The following is a 15,807-nucleotide window of genomic DNA, read 5'->3' as shown; positions in this document are numbered from 1 at the left end:
GTCGACAGATGCTACAACCTAAACGTACCAAGTTCCGTAAGGTTCAGACTGGTCGTAACCGTGGTCTAGCTAAAGGTACTGATGTAAGCTTCGGCGAATTCGGTCTTAAAGCTGTTGGCCGTGGTCGTCTGACTGCTCGTCAAATTGAAGCAGCACGTCGTGCAATGACACGTCACGTTAAGCGTCAAGGTAAAATCTGGATCCGTGTGTTCCCAGACAAACCAATCACAGAAAAGCCACTAGAAGTTCGTCAAGGTAAGGGTAAAGGTAACGTTGAGTACTGGGTAGCCCAAATCCAACCTGGCAAGGTTATGTACGAAATGGGTGGTGTACCTGAAGAATTGGCTCGTGAAGCGTTCCGCCTAGCGGCACGTAAACTGCCATTCAAGACTACATTTGTAACTAAGCAGGTGATGTGATGAAAGCACAAGATCTACGTGATAAAAACGTTGAAGAGCTTAATGCAGAGCTTTTGAATTTGCTACGTGAACAGTTCAACTTGCGCATGCAAGCTGCAACTGGTCAACTACAGCAAACTCACACTCTTAAAGCTGTACGCCGTGATATCGCACGTGTGAAAACTGTTTTGACTGAGAAGGCAGGCGCATAATGAGCGAACAAAAACGTACTCAACAAGGCCGTGTAGTTAGCGACAAGATGGACAAGTCTATCGTAGTTGCTATCGAACGCTTCGTAAAACACCCGATTTACGGTAAGTTCGTTAAACGCACGACTAAAGTTCACGCACACGACGAGAACAACGAATGTGGCCTAGGCGACAAAGTTGAAATCGCTGAGTGTCGTCCACTGTCTAAGACTAAGTCTTGGACTTTGGTAAACGTTCTAGAAAAAGCAAAAGGTTAATCCTTAGCTAATTCTATGAAACGAAACGGCTCCAAAAAATATTTTGGAGCCGTTTATTTTTTGACTACCCAATTGAAAAAAAGGGTGGTACAATTCGCGTCCCTTTTAAAGAGGCAGCCCGACCCGTGATGGGTCTAGTTATTAATATTTAGCGGAGCACTAACAATGATCCAAATGCAAAGTACACTTGACGCAGCTGATAACTCAGGTGCGCGCAAGGTAATGTGTATTAAGGTCCTGGGTGGCTCTCACCGCCGTTATGCACATATCGGTGATGTCATCAAGGTTACTGTGAAAGAAGCAATTCCTCGCGGTAAAGTTAAAAAAGGTGATGTCCTGAAGGCGGTTGTGGTGCGCACCCGTAAAGGCGTTCGTCGCCCAGACGGTTCTGTCATTCGCTTCGACCGTAATGCTTGCGTATTGCTTAACGATAATACAGAGCAACCAATCGGTACGCGTATCTTTGGCCCTGTGACACGCGAACTTCGTGGCGATAAGTTTATGAAGATCGTATCACTGGCTCCAGAAGTTCTGTAAGGAGCGCTATAATGGCAGCTAAAATCCGTCGTAATGACGAAGTAATCATTCTTGCTGGTAAAGACAAAGGCAAGAAAGGTAAAGTAACTAAGGTTCTGACAACTGGTAAAGTTGTTGTTGAAGGTATCAATCTAGTTAAGAAACATCAAAAACCTGTTCCAGCTCTAAATATCCAAGGTGGTATTGTTGAGCAGGAAGCGGCTATTGATGCATCTAACGTTGCTATTTTCAATGCAGCTACTGGCAAAGCAGACCGCATCGGTTTCCGTTTCGAAGATGGCAAGAAAGTTCGTTTCTTCAAGTCTAACAACGAAACTGTTTCTAACTAATAGAAGTAATTTGGAGTTCTACTATGGCGAAACTGCATGATTACTACAAGTCGTCTGTAGTCGCTGAACTGACCAAAGAGTTCAGCTACACAAGCGTCATGCAAGTCCCTAGAATCGAGAAAATCACCCTAAACATGGGTGTTGGTGAAGCGATCAACGATAAGAAACTGCTAGAAAACGCAGCAAGTGATATGGCAACGATCTCTGGTCAAAAGCCTCTTATCACTAAAGCTCGTAAATCTGTTGCAGGTTTCAAAATCCGCGAAGGCTACCCTATCGGTTGTAAAGTAACCTTGCGTGGCGAACGTATGTGGGATTTTCTGGAGCGTTTGATTAACATCGCTCTTCCACGTGTACGTGACTTCCGTGGCGTTAGCGCTAAGTCTTTTGACGGACGCGGTAACTACAGCATGGGCGTTCGCGAGCAAATCATCTTCCCGGAAATCGACTTTGATAAAGTTGATCGTGTACGCGGTCTTGATATTACTATCACGACGTCAGCTGGTACCGATGCGGAAGGCCGTGCTCTGCTGGCTGCCTTTAACTTCCCATTCCGTAAGTAAGGTGAAGGGTTACTGTTATGGCTAAACAATCAATGAAAGCACGTGAAGCAAAACGTGCAAAGCTAGTAGCTAAGTTCGCTGAAAAGCGTGCAGCGCTAAAAGCTATCATCAGCGATGTAAACGCATCTGAAGAAGATCGTTGGAACGCAGTTCTAAATCTGCAAACTCTTCCACGTGATTCAAGTGCATCACGTCAGCGCAACCGTTGCAACCAAACTGGTCGTCCACACGGTTTCCTACGTAAGTTCGGTCTAAGCCGTATTAAAGTTCGTGAAGCTTGCATGAAAGGCGAGATTCCTGGACTTCGTAAGGCTAGCTGGTAATTGCCACTTAATCATTTGGAGTAAATCTTATGAGCATGCAAGATCCGATTTCGGATATGCTGACCCGCGTTCGTAACGGTCAGGCAGCAAACAAAGTTGCTGTAAAAATGCCTTCTTCAAAGCTTAAAGTTGCTATTGCTGCACTACTAAAAGCTGAAGGTTACATCGTTGATTTCGCTGTTGAAGGCGAAACAAAACCTGAGCTAGAAGTTACACTTAAGTACTTCCAAGCAAAACCAGTAATTGAGCAACTTAAACGTGTTTCTCGTCCAGGTCTACGTGTTTACAAGAAGAAAGATCAACTTCCTTCTGTAATGGGTGGTCTTGGTATTGCTGTCGTTTCTACTTCCAAGGGTCTGATGTCAGACCGCGCTGCTCGTAAAGCAGGTCTTGGTGGTGAAATCATCTGTTACGTAGCTTAATAAGGAGTAGACTATGTCTCGTGTTGCAAAAGCACCTGTCGCTATTCCAGCTGGCGTAGAGGTGAAACTAAACGGCCAAGAAATCACTGTTAAAGGTGCTAAAGGTGAATTGACTCGCGTTCTAAACGACGCAGTAGTTATCGCTCAGGAAGATAGCAATCTTACTTTCGGTCCACGCGAAGGTGTTGTTAACGCTTGGGCACAAGCAGGTACTGCTCGTGCACTAGTAAACAACATGGTTGTTGGTGTTACTGAAGGCTTTACTAAGAAGCTGACTCTTAAAGGTGTTGGTTACCGTGCTGCTATTAAAGGCAACGCTGTAGGTCTAACACTAGGCTTCTCTCACCCAGTTGAGCACGAGTTGCCAGCGGGTATTAAAGCTGAATGTCCAAGCCAAACTGAGATCATTATTACTGGTTGCGATAAGCAAGTAGTAGGTCAAGTTGCAGCTGACATTCGTTCTTACCGTCAACCTGAGCCTTACAAAGGTAAAGGTGTTCGTTACGCAGATGAAAATGTGCGTACCAAAGAAGCTAAGAAGAAGTAAGGTAACACTATGGATAAGAAAGCATCTCGCATCCGTCGTGCTACACGTGCACGTCGTAAGATTGCAGAACTTGGTGCAACTCGCCTGGTAGTACATCGTACTCCTCGCCATGTTTACGCTCAAGTTATCGCGGCAAACGGCTCTGAGGTTATCGCAGCTGCTTCTACTGTAGAGAAAGCGATCCGTGAGCAAGTGAAATACACTGGTAACATCGATGCAGCTCAAGCAGTGGGTAAAGCTGTTGCTGAACGCGCTCTTGAAAAAGGCGTAACAGCAGTTGCATTTGATCGTTCTGGTTTCCAATACCACGGTCGAGTAGCGGCGCTAGCAGAATCTGCTCGCGAAGCTGGTCTGAAATTCTAAGGTAGGGTTGGAAGATGGCTAAAGAACAACAACAAGCTAATGATTTGCAAGAAAAGCTAATCGCAGTTAACCGCGTTTCTAAAACGGTTAAAGGTGGTCGAATCATGAGCTTTACTGCACTAACTGTAGTTGGTGACGGTAACGGTCGCGTAGGTTTCGGTTACGGCAAAGCTCGTGAAGTACCTGCTGCGATTCAAAAAGCAATGGAAAAAGCGCGTCGTAACATGACTACTATCGCGCTTAACGAAGGTACTCTTCACCACCCAGTGAAAGGTCGCCATTCGGGCTCTAAAGTTTACATGCAGCCTGCTGCTGAAGGTACTGGTGTTATCGCCGGCGGCGCAATGCGTGCAGTACTTGAAGTTGCTGGTGTACACAACGTACTATCTAAAGCATACGGTTCTACGAACCCTATCAACATCGTTCGTGCTACGATCGATGCTCTAGGTAGCGTTAAGTCACCTGAAATGGTTGCTGCTAAGCGTGGTCTAACTGTTGAATCTATTTCGGAGTAAGCACACGATGGCAACTATTAAAGTAACTCAAACTAAAAGCTCAATTGGTCGCCTACCAAAGCACAAAGCTACTTTGCGCGGTTTAGGTCTTCGTAAAATCAACCACACAGTAGAACTTGAAGATACTCCGTGCGTGCGCGGTATGATCAACAAGGTTTACTACATGGTTAAAGTTGAGGAGTAATCAGAATGCGTTTGAATACTCTATCACCGGCTGCTGGTTCTAAGACTTCTGCTAAACGCGTAGGTCGTGGTATCGGTTCTGGTCTAGGTAAAACTGGTGGCCGTGGTCACAAAGGCCAAAAATCACGTTCTGGCGGCAAAGTTCGTCCAGGTTTTGAAGGCGGTCAAATGCCTTTGAAACAACGTCTACCTAAGTTCGGCTTTACTTCTCGTAAGAGTCTAGTATCTGCTGAAATTCGTCTAGCTGAGCTAGCGAAAGTAACAGGTGACGTTGTAGATCTAAACAGCCTTAAAGCTGCTAACCTAATCACTAAGAACATCGAGTTTGTTAAAGTTGTTCTTTCTGGTGAGCTAAGCAAAGCGGTAACTGTTAAAGGTCTACGCGTGACTAAAGGCGCTAAAGCTGCAATCGAAGCTGCAGGCGGTAAAATCGAAGAATAATCTTCGAAGGAAAGGTACAGATGGCTAAAAAACCAGGACAAGATTTTAGTAGTGCGAAAAATGGATTGGCGGAGTTAAAGTCGCGCCTATTGTTTGTATTAGGTGCTCTTCTAGTATTCCGTGCAGGTTCTTTCGTGCCGCTACCTGGAATTGACGCAGCTGTACTTGCCGATTTGTTCGAACAGCAAAAAGGTACCATCGTTGAAATGTTTAACATGTTCTCCGGTGGTGCCCTTGAGCGTGCATCTATATTAGCATTGGGCATCATGCCGTATATTTCGGCATCAATTGTTGTCCAATTGCTAACTGTAGTTCATCCAGCGTTAGCTGAACTCAAGAAAGAGGGTGAAGCAGGCCGTCGTAAGATAAGCCAATACACACGCTATGGCACGCTTGTACTTGCAACATTCCAAGCTATTGGTATTGCAACAGGGCTACCAAGCATGGTCGATAATTTGGTTGTTATCAACCAAACCATGTTTACGCTAATTGCAACCGTAAGTTTAGTAACCGGTACCATGTTCCTAATGTGGTTAGGTGAACAAATTACAGAGCGCGGAATTGGTAACGGTATTTCGGTACTTATTTTTGCAGGTATTGTTGCTGGATTGCCATCGGCAATCGGTCAGACAATCGAGCAAGCGCGTCAAGGTGAATTGCATGTACTTCTTCTGCTGTTAATTGCTGTACTTGCTTTTGCAGTTATTTATTTCGTTGTTTTCATGGAGCGTGGTCAGCGTCGTATCGTCGTTAACTATGCAAAACGTCAACAAGGTCGTAAAGTATTTGCTGCGCAAAGCACTCACTTGCCACTTAAAATTAATATGGCAGGTGTAATTCCAGCGATTTTCGCTTCAAGCATTATCCTGTTCCCAGGAACACTGGCTCAGTGGTTTGGACAGAATGGTGAGAGCAGCATGTTCGGTTGGTTAACCGAAGTGTCTTTAGCTCTTAGCCCTGGTCAACCATTGTATGTAATGCTTTATGCGGCAGCGATTATATTCTTCTGTTTCTTCTATACAGCGTTGGTGTTTAACCCTCGTGAAACAGCAGATAACTTGAAGAAGTCCGGCGCATTCGTACCCGGTATCCGCCCAGGCGAGCAGACAGCGAAATATATCGATAAAGTGATGACACGTTTAACCCTTGCTGGTGCGTTGTATATTACTTTTATCTGTCTGATCCCAGAGTTTATGATGGTCGCGTGGAACGTACGTTTCTACTTCGGCGGTACTTCACTACTAATCGTAGTGGTAGTAATCATGGACTTTATGGCACAGGTACAGACTCATCTGATGTCTCAACAGTATGATTCTGTGTTGAAAAAAGCGAATCTGAAAGGCTATGGCCGTTAATTCGGCGGTAGACTAAAGATTACATTACGGAGTTTAGCAATGAAAGTTCGTGCTTCCGTTAAAAAAATCTGCCGTAACTGTAAAGTAATCAAGCGCAACGGTGTTGTGCGTGTTATTTGCAGTGAGCCAAAGCATAAACAGCGCCAAGGCTAATTAGCAGAAATTTTTACTTGAAATAGAGGGTAGTGTCGAGTATATTTCTCGGCCTACCTTTTGCGTGCAAAAGAAGTAGTACTCCGCAGTGTATCCTAGACGGGCTTTACTGCGGCTAATTCTTTTATGAAACACTTATGGAGTGAATAATGGCCCGTATAGCAGGCATTAACATTCCTGATCAAAAACATGCTGTGATTGCACTAACGTCAATCTACGGCATCGGTAAGACTCGCTCTCAAGCTATCCTAGCTGAAGTTGGTATTGCAGAAAATGTTAAGATCAGTGAACTATCTGATGAACAGATCGATCAACTGCGTGATGGTGTAGCTAAATACACTGTGGAAGGTGATCTACGTCGTGAAGTATCAATGAACATCAAGCGCCTTATGGATCTTGGTTGTTACCGTGGTCTTCGTCATCGTCGCAGTCTACCACTACGTGGACAGCGTACTAAAACCAACGCTCGCACCCGCAAGGGTCCGCGTAAGCCGATCAAGAAATAGTCGGGAAGGTAGAGTACAATGGCTAAACAACCAACTCGCGCACGTAAACGCGTTCGCAAACAAGTTGCAGACGGTGTGGCACACATCCATGCTTCTTTCAACAACACAATCGTAACCATTACTGACCGTCAAGGTAACGCATTAGCTTGGGCTACTGCAGGTGGTTCAGGTTTCCGTGGTTCTCGTAAGTCTACTCCGTTTGCTGCACAGGTTGCTGCAGAACGTTGTGCTGAAATGGCCAAAGAGTACGGTCTTAAGAACTTGGAAGTTATGGTTAAGGGTCCTGGTCCAGGTCGTGAATCTACTGTTCGCGCTCTGAATGCAGCTGGTTTCCGCATCACAAACATTGTTGATGCTACACCAATCCCTCATAACGGTTGTCGTCCACCTAAGAAACGTCGCGTATAACGTTTCTGGGATAATTGGAGAAGAATCATGGCAAGATATTTGGGTCCTAAGCTGAAGCTTAGCCGTCGTGAAGGCACTGACTTATTCCTTAAGTCTGGTGTTCGTGCGATCGATACCAAGTGTAAAATTGATAACGCACCAGGTGTACACGGCGCTCGTCGCGGTCGTCTATCTGAATATGGCGTTCAGCTTCGTGAGAAGCAAAAAGTTCGTCGTATGTACGGCGTTCTAGAAAAACAATTCCGTAACTACTACAAAGATGCTGCTCGCCAAAAAGGCAACACGGGTGAGAACCTACTTCAGCTTCTTGAAGGTCGTCTTGACAACGTAGTATACCGTATGGGTTTTGGTGCTACTCGCGCTGAAGCACGTCAACTAGTTAGCCACAAAGCTATCGTAGTTAACGGTAAAGTTGTAAACGTTCCTTCTTTCAAAGTAGCGGCTAACGACGTTGTATCTATTCGTGAGAAAGCTAAACAGCAATCTCGCATTAAAGCGGCTCTAGAAGTTGCTGAACAACGCGAAAAACCAACTTGGATTGAAGTAGATGGTAGCAAAATGGAAGGTACATTCAAGCGTATGCCTGAGCGTTCTGACCTGTCAGCTGACATCAACGAACAATTGATCGTCGAGCTTTACTCTAAGTAAGGTTAAACAAAAGAGAGGACACAATGCAGGGTTCTGTAACAGAATTTCTTAAGCCACGTCTTGTTGACATCGAACAAATCAGCACGACTCATGCAAAAGTAACTCTTGAGCCGTTAGAGCGTGGTTTTGGCCATACTCTTGGTAATGCACTTCGCCGCATTCTTCTATCTTCTATGCCGGGTTGTGCGGTAACAGAGGTAGAGATCGAAGGCGTTCTGCACGAGTACAGTACAAAAGAAGGCGTTCAAGAAGATATTCTTGAAATTCTTCTGAACCTTAAAGGTTTAGCTGTTCGCGTTGCTGAAGGCAAAGATGAAGTGTTCATTACGCTGAACAAATCAGGCTCGGGCCCTGTGGTTGCAGGTGACATCACCCATGATGGTGATGTAGAGATCACTAATCCTGAACACGTTATTTGTCACCTAACGGATGACAACGCTGAGATCGCTATGCGTATCAAAGTTGAACGTGGTCGTGGTTATGTTCCAGCTTCCGCTCGTATCCATACTGAAGAAGATGAACGTCCAATTGGTCGTTTATTGGTTGATGCTACATACAGCCCAGTAGATAAAATCGCTTACTCTGTTGAAGCAGCTCGTGTAGAGCAACGCACAGACTTAGATAAGTTAGTTATCGATATGGAAACGAACGGTACTCTAGACCCTGAGGAAGCAATCCGCCGTGCAGCTACTATCCTAGCTGAACAATTGGATGCGTTCGTAGATCTTCGTGATGTACGTGTACCTGAGGAGAAGGAAGAGAAGCCAGAATTCGATCCTATCCTACTGCGTCCTGTAGACGATCTTGAACTAACAGTTCGCTCTGCTAACTGTTTGAAAGCAGAAGCGATTCACTACATCGGTGATCTTGTACAGCGTACTGAGGTTGAGCTACTTAAAACGCCTAACCTTGGTAAAAAATCTCTTACTGAGATTAAAGACGTACTTGCATCACGTGGACTTTCTCTTGGCATGCGCTTAGAGAACTGGCCACCAGCGTCTATCGCTGAAGATTAATCGATACTAGTTAGAAGGATTAGGTCATGCGCCATCGTAAGAGTGGTCGTCAACTCAACCGCAATAGCAGTCATCGCAAAGCGATGTTCAGCAACATGGCTAGCTCTCTAGTACGTCATGAAGTTATCAAAACTACACTACCGAAAGCTAAAGAGCTTCGTCGCGTAGTAGAACCTTTGATTACACTAGCTAAGACAGACAGCGTTGCTAACCGTCGTCTAGCGTTTGCACGTACTCGTGACAACGAAGTAGTTGCGAAACTATTCAACGAATTAGGTCCACGTTTTGCAGCTCGCCAAGGCGGCTACACACGTATCCTAAAAGCTGGCTTCCGTACTGGTGATAAAGCTCCAATGGCTTACATTGAGCTTGTAGATCGCCCAGCTACAGAAGAAGCAGCTGCTGAGTAATCAGCATTCGTTTCTAAGAAAAAACCGAGCCTAGGCTCGGTTTTTTTGTTTCTGCGGTTTGCATCAGTTCTTTTCTCTGTTATTTGTTTTTCCAGAGGCTGCTCAGGGAATTGAGCAATCCATCACTTGCCCCATTTTCTCCTAAATACCCCATAATGATCGGCGCAAATTTGCCAATCATGGTTGGATCTAAACCAACACTTTCAAACACGTTTTGTACTGCCTGCATATTTTCTACGCTGCCTAATAGGCCTTGTGTATCCGGTAGTGTGGATGACCATGGAATCAATGATTCAAGCTCAGATAGATCCGCTGACGATAATTGACTTTGCGCTAATGAAAGTAAAGCACCACTACCAGCTGTTGCTTGCTCAGGCGTTACTGATAAACCATTAGTGAGTAAATCGGTTACAGGTACAGCATGATTAGTTGATGATTTAACGCTGTCGGTAACTGCATTCATTAAGTTATTTTGCGTATCTTTATCTTCTAAAGCATCTAAGAATGCGTAAGCATTGTTTGCGCTAAATGTAAGGAGGATGATGGCTGCTAACTTTTTACCCATAGTCGTAGTTCCTTTTTAGTGTGATTTGAAAATGATGACGTCTATTACATAGCTGATACTATATTTTAGTTAAAAAAAACGGCGCAGAGCGCCGTTTAGAATTATTTAAATCATATTCAATTATAGAATGTCTAGTAGTTCTACTTCGAATACTAGAGCTGCGAATGGTGGAATTGCTGCACCAGCACCGCGCTCGCCGTATGCTAGATCTTGAGGAATGTATAGTTTCCACTTAGATCCTGCTGGCATAAGTTGTAGAGCTTCAACCCAACCTTGGATTACACCTGTTACAGGGAATTCAGCTGGTTGACCGCGTGATACTGAGCTATCAAATACAGTGCCGTCAGTTAGCTCACCGTGGTAGTGAACACGTACTGATTTGTCAGAAGTTGGGATTTCACCAGTACCTTCAGTGATCACTTCGTATTGTAGGCCAGACTCAAGAACAGTCACTTCAGGACGTAGAGCATTGTCTTTTAGGAATGCTTCACCGTCAGCTGCTGCTACTTTAGCTGCTTCTTGACGCATAGCTTCTGCACGAGTGTGTAGCTCTTGAAGTGCTTTGTTGATTTCATCCACTTCGATTGCTGGCATATCGCCAGTTAGTGCAGTTGCGATACCAGCTGCGATTGCATCAACGTTTAGGCCTTCGATGCCAGAACCTGCTAGTTGTTGACCCATTTGCAGACCAATACCGTAGCTTGCTTTTTGTTCTACAGTTTCAAATGTAACTTCAGACATTGTGTCTCTCTTTTTCGCTGTGTTTGAAATAGGCCTCTAGGATACCAGTAATAAATCGGTTATGAAACGTTAGGTAGTGGTGCAATGGTAGGGGAAGAGTGAGAGGTAGATCAGACTTTGCGACCTCGCCGATGAGAATTGACGTTACCATTACTTGAACTCATCAATTTCTCTATACTCACAAGCCCATCATTTTTATACTTAGGCAGATAAGTCTTTGGAGATGGGTCGCGATGAATCGCAGAAAAAAGAAAGTTCAACAGGTTGATTACCTGCAGCTATTTAAAGATAAGGTCGAGAGTATCGATCTTTCACAGCAGCGGGAAAAGTTAACAGCTATTTGGCAACAACTTCCTAAGTTGCATCAACGCGTACTGATGGTGTTGGTTCCCTTGGTCATCTTGTTGGCACTGATTCCATTTCCAGAGCAGCAAGTAAAAGAAGACGCCCCCTTAGAGCAACGCATTGCAATTGATATCAATACCCAAGGTATGAGTGAGCAAAATACCGAATCGCCAATAGGGAATGAGCAATCGGATACTTGGAAAGAATATACGGTTCAACGTGGCGATACCCTTGCTCAAGTTTTTCGAAATAATGGATTGCCGATGGCTGATTTGAATGCTTTGGTCAAAGTTGAAGGTAGTGATAAGCCTCTTAGCTATATCAAGCAAGGACAGTTAGTTCGATTTAAGCTAAAGCCAGACGGTGAATTAGACATTTTGCAGTTAGAGAAAAGCGATAAATCAGTGATGTTTTTCCGCATTGCTGATGGCACTTTTGGCCGAAGCAAGTAACACTATTTTGTTCTTCTGAGCGCTTTTATAGGTAATAGTGGAAGAATGATTAATATAATGCCAAAAGCGGTGAGTGTGTCTGGTATTTCATTAAACCACCAGACACCAAATAGAACGACAAAGATCAGTCCAGTATATTCAGCGAGTGCAATTTGACTTGCCGGAGCTCTTTGATAGGCAAGCACAGCCAAGCCGTTATAGAGTAAAATCAGTAGGGAACTTGCAGCAATCCATAGCCATTCTCTGATGGAAATCGGTTGCCAATGAAATACGGATAGAAGCGCAGCAACGGGTAGAGAAAAGAGAGATGTCCAGAAAAGCGTCGTGATGACGCTTTGCTCTTTTGGAAGCTTTCGCGCCATGATATTGAAAAGAGCCAAAGTGACAGCTGTACCTAGTGCAAATAGAGCCGCCCAGTGATATTGGGATGGTCTAAGTACAACCAACACTCCTACAAATGCTATAGACGTAGCACATACCTTTCCAAAACTAGGGTACTCCTTTAACAATACGATTGATAATGGCAGCATCAGCAAAGGTGCGGCATAAAATATCGCATTGGCAGTAGCAAGAGGCAGATAGGTTATTGATACCATCATGCACCCACTCCCAATTAGAACTAAGTGTGCTCTAAATAGCGTTAGGTAGGGAGCGGATAATCTGCGCTGTTGAGTCGACACTTTTCGCCAAAATGGCCAGATTAAAATAACGGCGATTAATTGGCGTAAAAACATGTATTGAAAAGGTGATACTCCCCCATCAAGTAACTTTACGGTGACGTCTGAAAGGGAAGCAAATAGGTTACCGATGATCAGAAAAAAGATAGCATGTGTTGTATTAATAGCTTGCGGCATACTATTTAGTTAATTTCATATCGATATGGGGGATGCCATCTTCAAAGTAACTTTCAGATGTTTGTATAAAACCATGCTGACTATAAAATTGAGCTAAATGCTCTTGCGCACCGATTTCAATGCTTTCATTCGGCCATATTTCTTGGCACTTTTCTTTTGCCGCGGCGAGTAAGTGATGGCCTAAACCATTACCGCGTGCTTGTTGTAATGTTGCCACTCGACCAATACTTACTGATGGATAACTTACTCCTTTAGGCAGCAAACGAGAGCAGGCAACCAATTCTCCATTTTGATATCCGAGTAAGTGATAAACGTCAGGTAGCGTATCTTTTCCATCCAACTCTGGATAAGGGCACGTTTGCTCTACAACAAAAACATCAACGCGCAATTTAATAAGCTGATAAAGCTCAATATTGCTCAATTGAGCAAACGGTATTAATTTCCATTCAATCATATAATTATTTTTTGCGTCATAAGATAAACATGAGTTAATCAAATTATCAATTTTCCATCTAATACGCATTAACAAATGTTATGACTCATAACGATTTTTGATTCGGCTAAGACTAACCGGTGTAATACCTAGATAAGCTGCAATTTGATAGTCAGATAGCCGTTGTTCTAGTTCAGGAAAATGTTGGCAAAAGAGTTGATAGCGTTGCTCTGCACTATAGAGCAGCATGAAACGTTCTTTGTTCTCTTTATGCATTAATTGAGCTTCAACGAGTTTTAGGTAAATGGGGTGGTTGATACTTCGCCATTGCTTGAGAGTCTCGATAGGCAAGCACATAAGATAGCAGGGAGTTAGAGTTTCAAGGAGAAATGCTGATGGTTGCTGTTTAATCAGACTTTCAAAACCAATGATCCAATCCAATTCCCAATAAAATTCTTTACTGAACTCTTTACCTTGCTCAGTAAGGTAACTGGCATGACACAAACCATCGACCACAAAATAGAAGAGATCAGCCAGTGATCCTTGTTCAATAAGGATATGACGAGTGGGTAATTCTAATGGCTTTGCTAATCTGGTTAGCTCATTGATTTCATCACTTGAAAATCCTTGTTGTGATAAGTAGTCGCTGAATCTTGATGTCATACTCTCTCCGATCTAAAAAAGCCGCTATAAATTTATAGCGGCTTGATATTAGCACCTATACCCGCCCAACTTGTAGTTGCAGAGTCGCTGCTCGCTAACCCGACACTTCAATTTGTTGGGGTATAGAATCAGGGCAAGATATTATTTTTGTAAGTTAATTTGGTAAATCGCAAAACCTACATCATCGGTCGCCACTTTTTTCATTGGGTATTGACCTTTGTCTTTTACAAATTGAGCTGCTTTCTCGCTTGGTGATGTTTCGAAGCGAATATCGAGCGCCTTATCTGCATTAATTGGTGCAAAACTCCAGTTATTATCGGCACTTGGTGTTACTTCACCTTTCTCTTTGCTTACGCGAGAGATGTAAGCGGCAACAACAGCGCGGTTTTCATCTGGAGAATCAAATGCAATGTGCTCGCTACCAGTACCAGCAAACTTGTTGCTGTACGCGCGATAGTTATTGGTTGCAACAATGAACTCTTGATCTGGATCGATTGGTTTACCTTGATAGGTTAAACCGATAATACGTTTAGCATCAGCGTTTACAACTTTGCAATCACCATCGTATTTTGCCGGTTGAGTGATATCAATTTGGTAGTTAACACCATCCATTACATCAAAATTGTAAGTACGGAAGCTATCCCAGTTAATAAGAGATTGAGGTGCCGTTGTGTTGACATCGATTTGGTTAAATTGTCCTGCAGAGCATTCCAACCATTCTTGAACATCTTTACCGGTCATTTTCAGTGCAACCAGTGTATTCGGGTAAAGGTAAAGATCGGCTGCATTACGGAATGTAAGCTGACCTGATTCCACTTCTGTAAAACCTGATGGGTCATCTTTACGACCACCCGCTTTGAATGGTGCTGCGGCAGAGAGGACAGGAATATCGGCTAGGTCTGGATCCCCTTGGATAAAGCGTTCTACGTAATCTTGCTGTGCAAGGTTTACGATTTGTACCGTAGGATCGTCTTGAACCAATGATAGGAAGCTGTACATAACGTCGTTTGCTTTACCAATTGGTTGGCTAACGAATTCACGAGTGGCACTGTGGTCATGCTCCAGAGCTTTGACAATTCCTTCGTCGGCCTTGGCTAGCGATTTTTTACCAATAGCATCGTAAATAGGACGTGCTTCAGTTTTACCTGAAGTTACTTCCCATTTACCGTCTTTCTGCTCAAGTTTAAGATCGATCACACCAACGTGGCTACCCCAGCGGCCTGGCATGACAGCAGCCACACCATTAATCGTACCATTTTGGTTATCGACACCTGGGATGTTATCAAATCCTTTACCTGGGAATACGGCATGTGAATGGCCAAACGCAATAGCATCAATACCTTCAACATCAGCTAAGTAATACGTGGAATTTTCCGCACCAAGTTTGTATGGATCAGATGAAACACCCGAGTGAGGGATAGCAACGATAACGTCAGCGCCTTCCGCTTTCATTTTAGGTACTAGCTCTTCAGCTGATTCTTTAATGTCTTTTGCGTATACCTGACCTTCTAAGTTTTTCTTATCCCAAACCATGATTTGTGGTGGAACAAAACCAATGTAGCCAACTTTGATTTGATGCTCAGCGCCGTCGGTGTCTTTGAAAGTATGAGTTTTGATGATGTAAGGTTTGAAATAATGCTTACCGGTTTTTTTATCAAACACGTTAGCACTTACATATGGGAAGTTCGCATCATTTAGTGTTTCTGCTAGGAACTCCAAACCATAGTTGAATTCGTGGTTACCAATGTTACCGACATCATAGTTAAGTTGGTTCATTGCTTTGTAAACAGGATGCACTTCGCCAGCTTCGATGCCCTTATCAGCCATATAGTCACCCATAGGGCTACCCTGAATTAAGTCACCATTATCAACAAGAACGCTGTTTTCAACTTCACCACGTACCTGTTTAACTAAAGTCGCCGTTCGTGTTAAACCGATTTTTTCAGACGGAGCATCTTTGTAGTAGTCATGATCCATAACATTGGTGTGAATATCTGTTGTTTCAATGATACGAAGTTTGATCGTATCAGCCATAGCAGGGCCGGCCATGCTTAGCATGCCACCTAATACAGCAATAGAGAGAGGTTTCACAGCTACTTTCATTTCATATGCTCCGGATTACATTGGATTAAATCAGGGGTAATGTAACAAAGTTTTATGAAACAATGATT

At 43.7% G+C, this 15,807-nt stretch carries 27 protein-coding genes; 21 read left to right on the top strand and 6 right to left on the bottom strand.

What is annotated here, in order from left to right:
* The first annotated feature begins 8 nt into the window (after positions 1 to 8).
* From rplP to rplQ, 20 genes are all read left to right on the top strand, one after another.
* Positions 9 to 419, top strand: coding sequence for a 50S ribosomal protein L16 (rplP, locus tag DZ860_RS07680; protein WP_005379577.1), 411 nt, complete (start codon positions 9 to 11; stop codon positions 417 to 419).
* Positions 419 to 610 carry a 50S ribosomal protein L29 gene (gene rpmC / locus DZ860_RS07675; protein ID WP_120030349.1) on the top strand — a complete coding sequence of 64 codons (192 nt, stop codon included), beginning with the start codon at positions 419 to 421 and terminating at the stop codon, positions 608 to 610. The genes rplP and rpmC overlap by 1 nt, the downstream gene beginning before the upstream one ends.
* A complete protein-coding gene (gene rpsQ / locus DZ860_RS07670; RefSeq protein ID WP_120030348.1) occupies positions 610 to 864 on the top strand; it encodes a 30S ribosomal protein S17 in 255 nt (84 codons plus the stop codon). The genes rpmC and rpsQ overlap by 1 nt, the downstream gene beginning before the upstream one ends.
* 165 nt (positions 865 to 1,029) lie before the next feature.
* Positions 1,030 to 1,401 (top strand): 50S ribosomal protein L14, encoded by a 372-nt coding sequence (gene rplN, locus DZ860_RS07665; RefSeq protein WP_004745883.1) that lies wholly within the window; start codon positions 1,030 to 1,032, stop codon positions 1,399 to 1,401.
* An 11-nt stretch (positions 1,402 to 1,412) separates the two neighbouring features.
* Positions 1,413 to 1,730, top strand: coding sequence for a 50S ribosomal protein L24 (rplX, locus tag DZ860_RS07660; RefSeq protein ID WP_120030347.1), 318 nt, complete (start codon positions 1,413 to 1,415; stop codon positions 1,728 to 1,730).
* A 23-nt stretch (positions 1,731 to 1,753) separates the two neighbouring features.
* Positions 1,754 to 2,293 carry a 50S ribosomal protein L5 gene (gene rplE / locus DZ860_RS07655; RefSeq protein ID WP_120030346.1) on the top strand — a complete coding sequence of 180 codons (540 nt, stop codon included), beginning with the start codon at positions 1,754 to 1,756 and terminating at the stop codon, positions 2,291 to 2,293.
* Positions 2,294 to 2,310: 17 nt separating this feature from the next.
* Entirely contained in the window at positions 2,311 to 2,616 is a 306-nt protein-coding gene (gene rpsN / locus DZ860_RS07650; protein WP_120030345.1) for a 30S ribosomal protein S14, read from the top strand.
* Between the two features lie 29 nt (positions 2,617 to 2,645).
* The gene (gene rpsH, locus DZ860_RS07645; protein ID WP_120030344.1) at positions 2,646 to 3,038 is read left to right on the top strand and encodes a 30S ribosomal protein S8; all 393 of its coding nucleotides are present in this window, start codon (positions 2,646 to 2,648) and stop codon (positions 3,036 to 3,038) included.
* 13 nt (positions 3,039 to 3,051) lie between these two features.
* Positions 3,052 to 3,585, top strand: coding sequence for a 50S ribosomal protein L6 (gene rplF, locus DZ860_RS07640; protein WP_120030343.1), 534 nt, complete (start codon positions 3,052 to 3,054; stop codon positions 3,583 to 3,585).
* Positions 3,586 to 3,594: 9 nt separating this feature from the next.
* Positions 3,595 to 3,948, top strand: a complete 354-nt coding sequence (rplR, locus tag DZ860_RS07635; RefSeq protein ID WP_120030342.1) for a 50S ribosomal protein L18 — start codon at positions 3,595 to 3,597, stop codon at positions 3,946 to 3,948.
* 14 nt (positions 3,949 to 3,962) lie between these two features.
* Complete coding sequence (rpsE, locus tag DZ860_RS07630) at positions 3,963 to 4,463, top strand: 30S ribosomal protein S5 (RefSeq protein ID WP_093278393.1); 501 nt, start codon at positions 3,963 to 3,965, stop codon at positions 4,461 to 4,463.
* Between the two features lie 7 nt (positions 4,464 to 4,470).
* Positions 4,471 to 4,647: a 50S ribosomal protein L30 gene (gene rpmD, locus DZ860_RS07625; RefSeq protein ID WP_000201159.1), complete on the top strand. Its 177-nt coding sequence runs from the start codon at positions 4,471 to 4,473 to the stop codon at positions 4,645 to 4,647.
* Between the two features lie 5 nt (positions 4,648 to 4,652).
* On the top strand, positions 4,653 to 5,087 hold the full coding sequence (gene rplO / locus DZ860_RS07620; RefSeq protein ID WP_120030341.1) for a 50S ribosomal protein L15: 435 nt from the start codon (positions 4,653 to 4,655) through the stop codon (positions 5,085 to 5,087).
* Positions 5,088 to 5,107: 20 nt separating this feature from the next.
* Positions 5,108 to 6,442, top strand: coding sequence for a preprotein translocase subunit SecY (gene secY, locus DZ860_RS07615; RefSeq protein WP_120030340.1), 1,335 nt, complete (start codon positions 5,108 to 5,110; stop codon positions 6,440 to 6,442).
* Positions 6,443 to 6,481: 39 nt separating this feature from the next.
* Entirely contained in the window at positions 6,482 to 6,595 is a 114-nt protein-coding gene (rpmJ, locus tag DZ860_RS07610) for a 50S ribosomal protein L36 (protein ID WP_000868186.1), read from the top strand.
* A gap of 149 nt (positions 6,596 to 6,744) precedes the next feature.
* Positions 6,745 to 7,101, top strand: coding sequence for a 30S ribosomal protein S13 (rpsM, locus tag DZ860_RS07605; RefSeq protein ID WP_120030339.1), 357 nt, complete (start codon positions 6,745 to 6,747; stop codon positions 7,099 to 7,101).
* 18 nt (positions 7,102 to 7,119) lie between these two features.
* Positions 7,120 to 7,509 carry a 30S ribosomal protein S11 gene (rpsK, locus tag DZ860_RS07600; RefSeq protein WP_001118870.1) on the top strand — a complete coding sequence of 130 codons (390 nt, stop codon included), beginning with the start codon at positions 7,120 to 7,122 and terminating at the stop codon, positions 7,507 to 7,509.
* 27 nt (positions 7,510 to 7,536) lie between these two features.
* Positions 7,537 to 8,157 carry a 30S ribosomal protein S4 gene (rpsD, locus tag DZ860_RS07595; protein WP_120030338.1) on the top strand — a complete coding sequence of 207 codons (621 nt, stop codon included), beginning with the start codon at positions 7,537 to 7,539 and terminating at the stop codon, positions 8,155 to 8,157.
* 23 nt (positions 8,158 to 8,180) lie between these two features.
* Positions 8,181 to 9,173, top strand: coding sequence for a DNA-directed RNA polymerase subunit alpha (locus DZ860_RS07590; protein WP_120030337.1), 993 nt, complete (start codon positions 8,181 to 8,183; stop codon positions 9,171 to 9,173).
* A 26-nt stretch (positions 9,174 to 9,199) separates the two neighbouring features.
* Entirely contained in the window at positions 9,200 to 9,583 is a 384-nt protein-coding gene (rplQ, locus tag DZ860_RS07585; RefSeq protein WP_120030336.1) for a 50S ribosomal protein L17, read from the top strand.
* Positions 9,584 to 9,662: 79 nt separating this feature from the next.
* Here rplQ and DZ860_RS07580 read toward each other — a convergent pair whose 3' ends face one another.
* Together DZ860_RS07580 and bamJ are read right to left on the bottom strand one after the other, a co-directional pair.
* Positions 9,663 to 10,148, bottom strand: a complete 486-nt coding sequence (locus tag DZ860_RS07580; protein ID WP_120030335.1) for a DUF2780 domain-containing protein — start codon at positions 10,146 to 10,148, stop codon at positions 9,663 to 9,665.
* Positions 10,149 to 10,268: 120 nt separating this feature from the next.
* The gene (gene bamJ, locus DZ860_RS07575) at positions 10,269 to 10,889 is read right to left on the bottom strand and encodes a BamJ family beta-barrel-assembly machinery protein (protein ID WP_120030334.1); all 621 of its coding nucleotides are present in this window, start codon (positions 10,887 to 10,889) and stop codon (positions 10,269 to 10,271) included.
* A gap of 233 nt (positions 10,890 to 11,122) precedes the next feature.
* Between bamJ and DZ860_RS07570 the strand changes: the two genes are divergently transcribed.
* Positions 11,123 to 11,686 carry a LysM-like peptidoglycan-binding domain-containing protein gene (locus DZ860_RS07570; protein WP_120030333.1) on the top strand — a complete coding sequence of 188 codons (564 nt, stop codon included), beginning with the start codon at positions 11,123 to 11,125 and terminating at the stop codon, positions 11,684 to 11,686.
* 2 nt (positions 11,687 to 11,688) lie between these two features.
* Here DZ860_RS07570 and DZ860_RS07565 read toward each other — a convergent pair whose 3' ends face one another.
* From DZ860_RS07565 to cpdB, 4 genes are all read right to left on the bottom strand, one after another.
* A complete protein-coding gene (locus DZ860_RS07565) occupies positions 11,689 to 12,540 on the bottom strand; it encodes a DMT family transporter (protein WP_120030332.1) in 852 nt (283 codons plus the stop codon).
* 1 nt (position 12,541) lies between these two features.
* Positions 12,542 to 12,994, bottom strand: coding sequence for a GNAT family N-acetyltransferase (locus DZ860_RS07560; protein ID WP_120030526.1), 453 nt, complete (start codon positions 12,992 to 12,994; stop codon positions 12,542 to 12,544).
* A gap of 78 nt (positions 12,995 to 13,072) precedes the next feature.
* Complete coding sequence (locus tag DZ860_RS07555; protein ID WP_120030331.1) at positions 13,073 to 13,636, bottom strand: Crp/Fnr family transcriptional regulator; 564 nt, start codon at positions 13,634 to 13,636, stop codon at positions 13,073 to 13,075.
* Between the two features lie 141 nt (positions 13,637 to 13,777).
* Positions 13,778 to 15,739, bottom strand: coding sequence for a 2',3'-cyclic-nucleotide 2'-phosphodiesterase (gene cpdB / locus DZ860_RS07550; RefSeq protein WP_120030330.1), 1,962 nt, complete (start codon positions 15,737 to 15,739; stop codon positions 13,778 to 13,780).
* Positions 15,740 to 15,807: the final 68 nt, after the last annotated feature.

Origin of the sequence: Vibrio sinensis (assembly GCF_003605645.1) — a bacterium.
Taxonomy (GTDB): domain Bacteria; phylum Pseudomonadota; class Gammaproteobacteria; order Enterobacterales; family Vibrionaceae; genus Vibrio; species Vibrio sinensis.
Note: the sequence above shows the minus strand (reverse complement) of the source record. Positions and strands in the feature narration are given on the sequence as shown.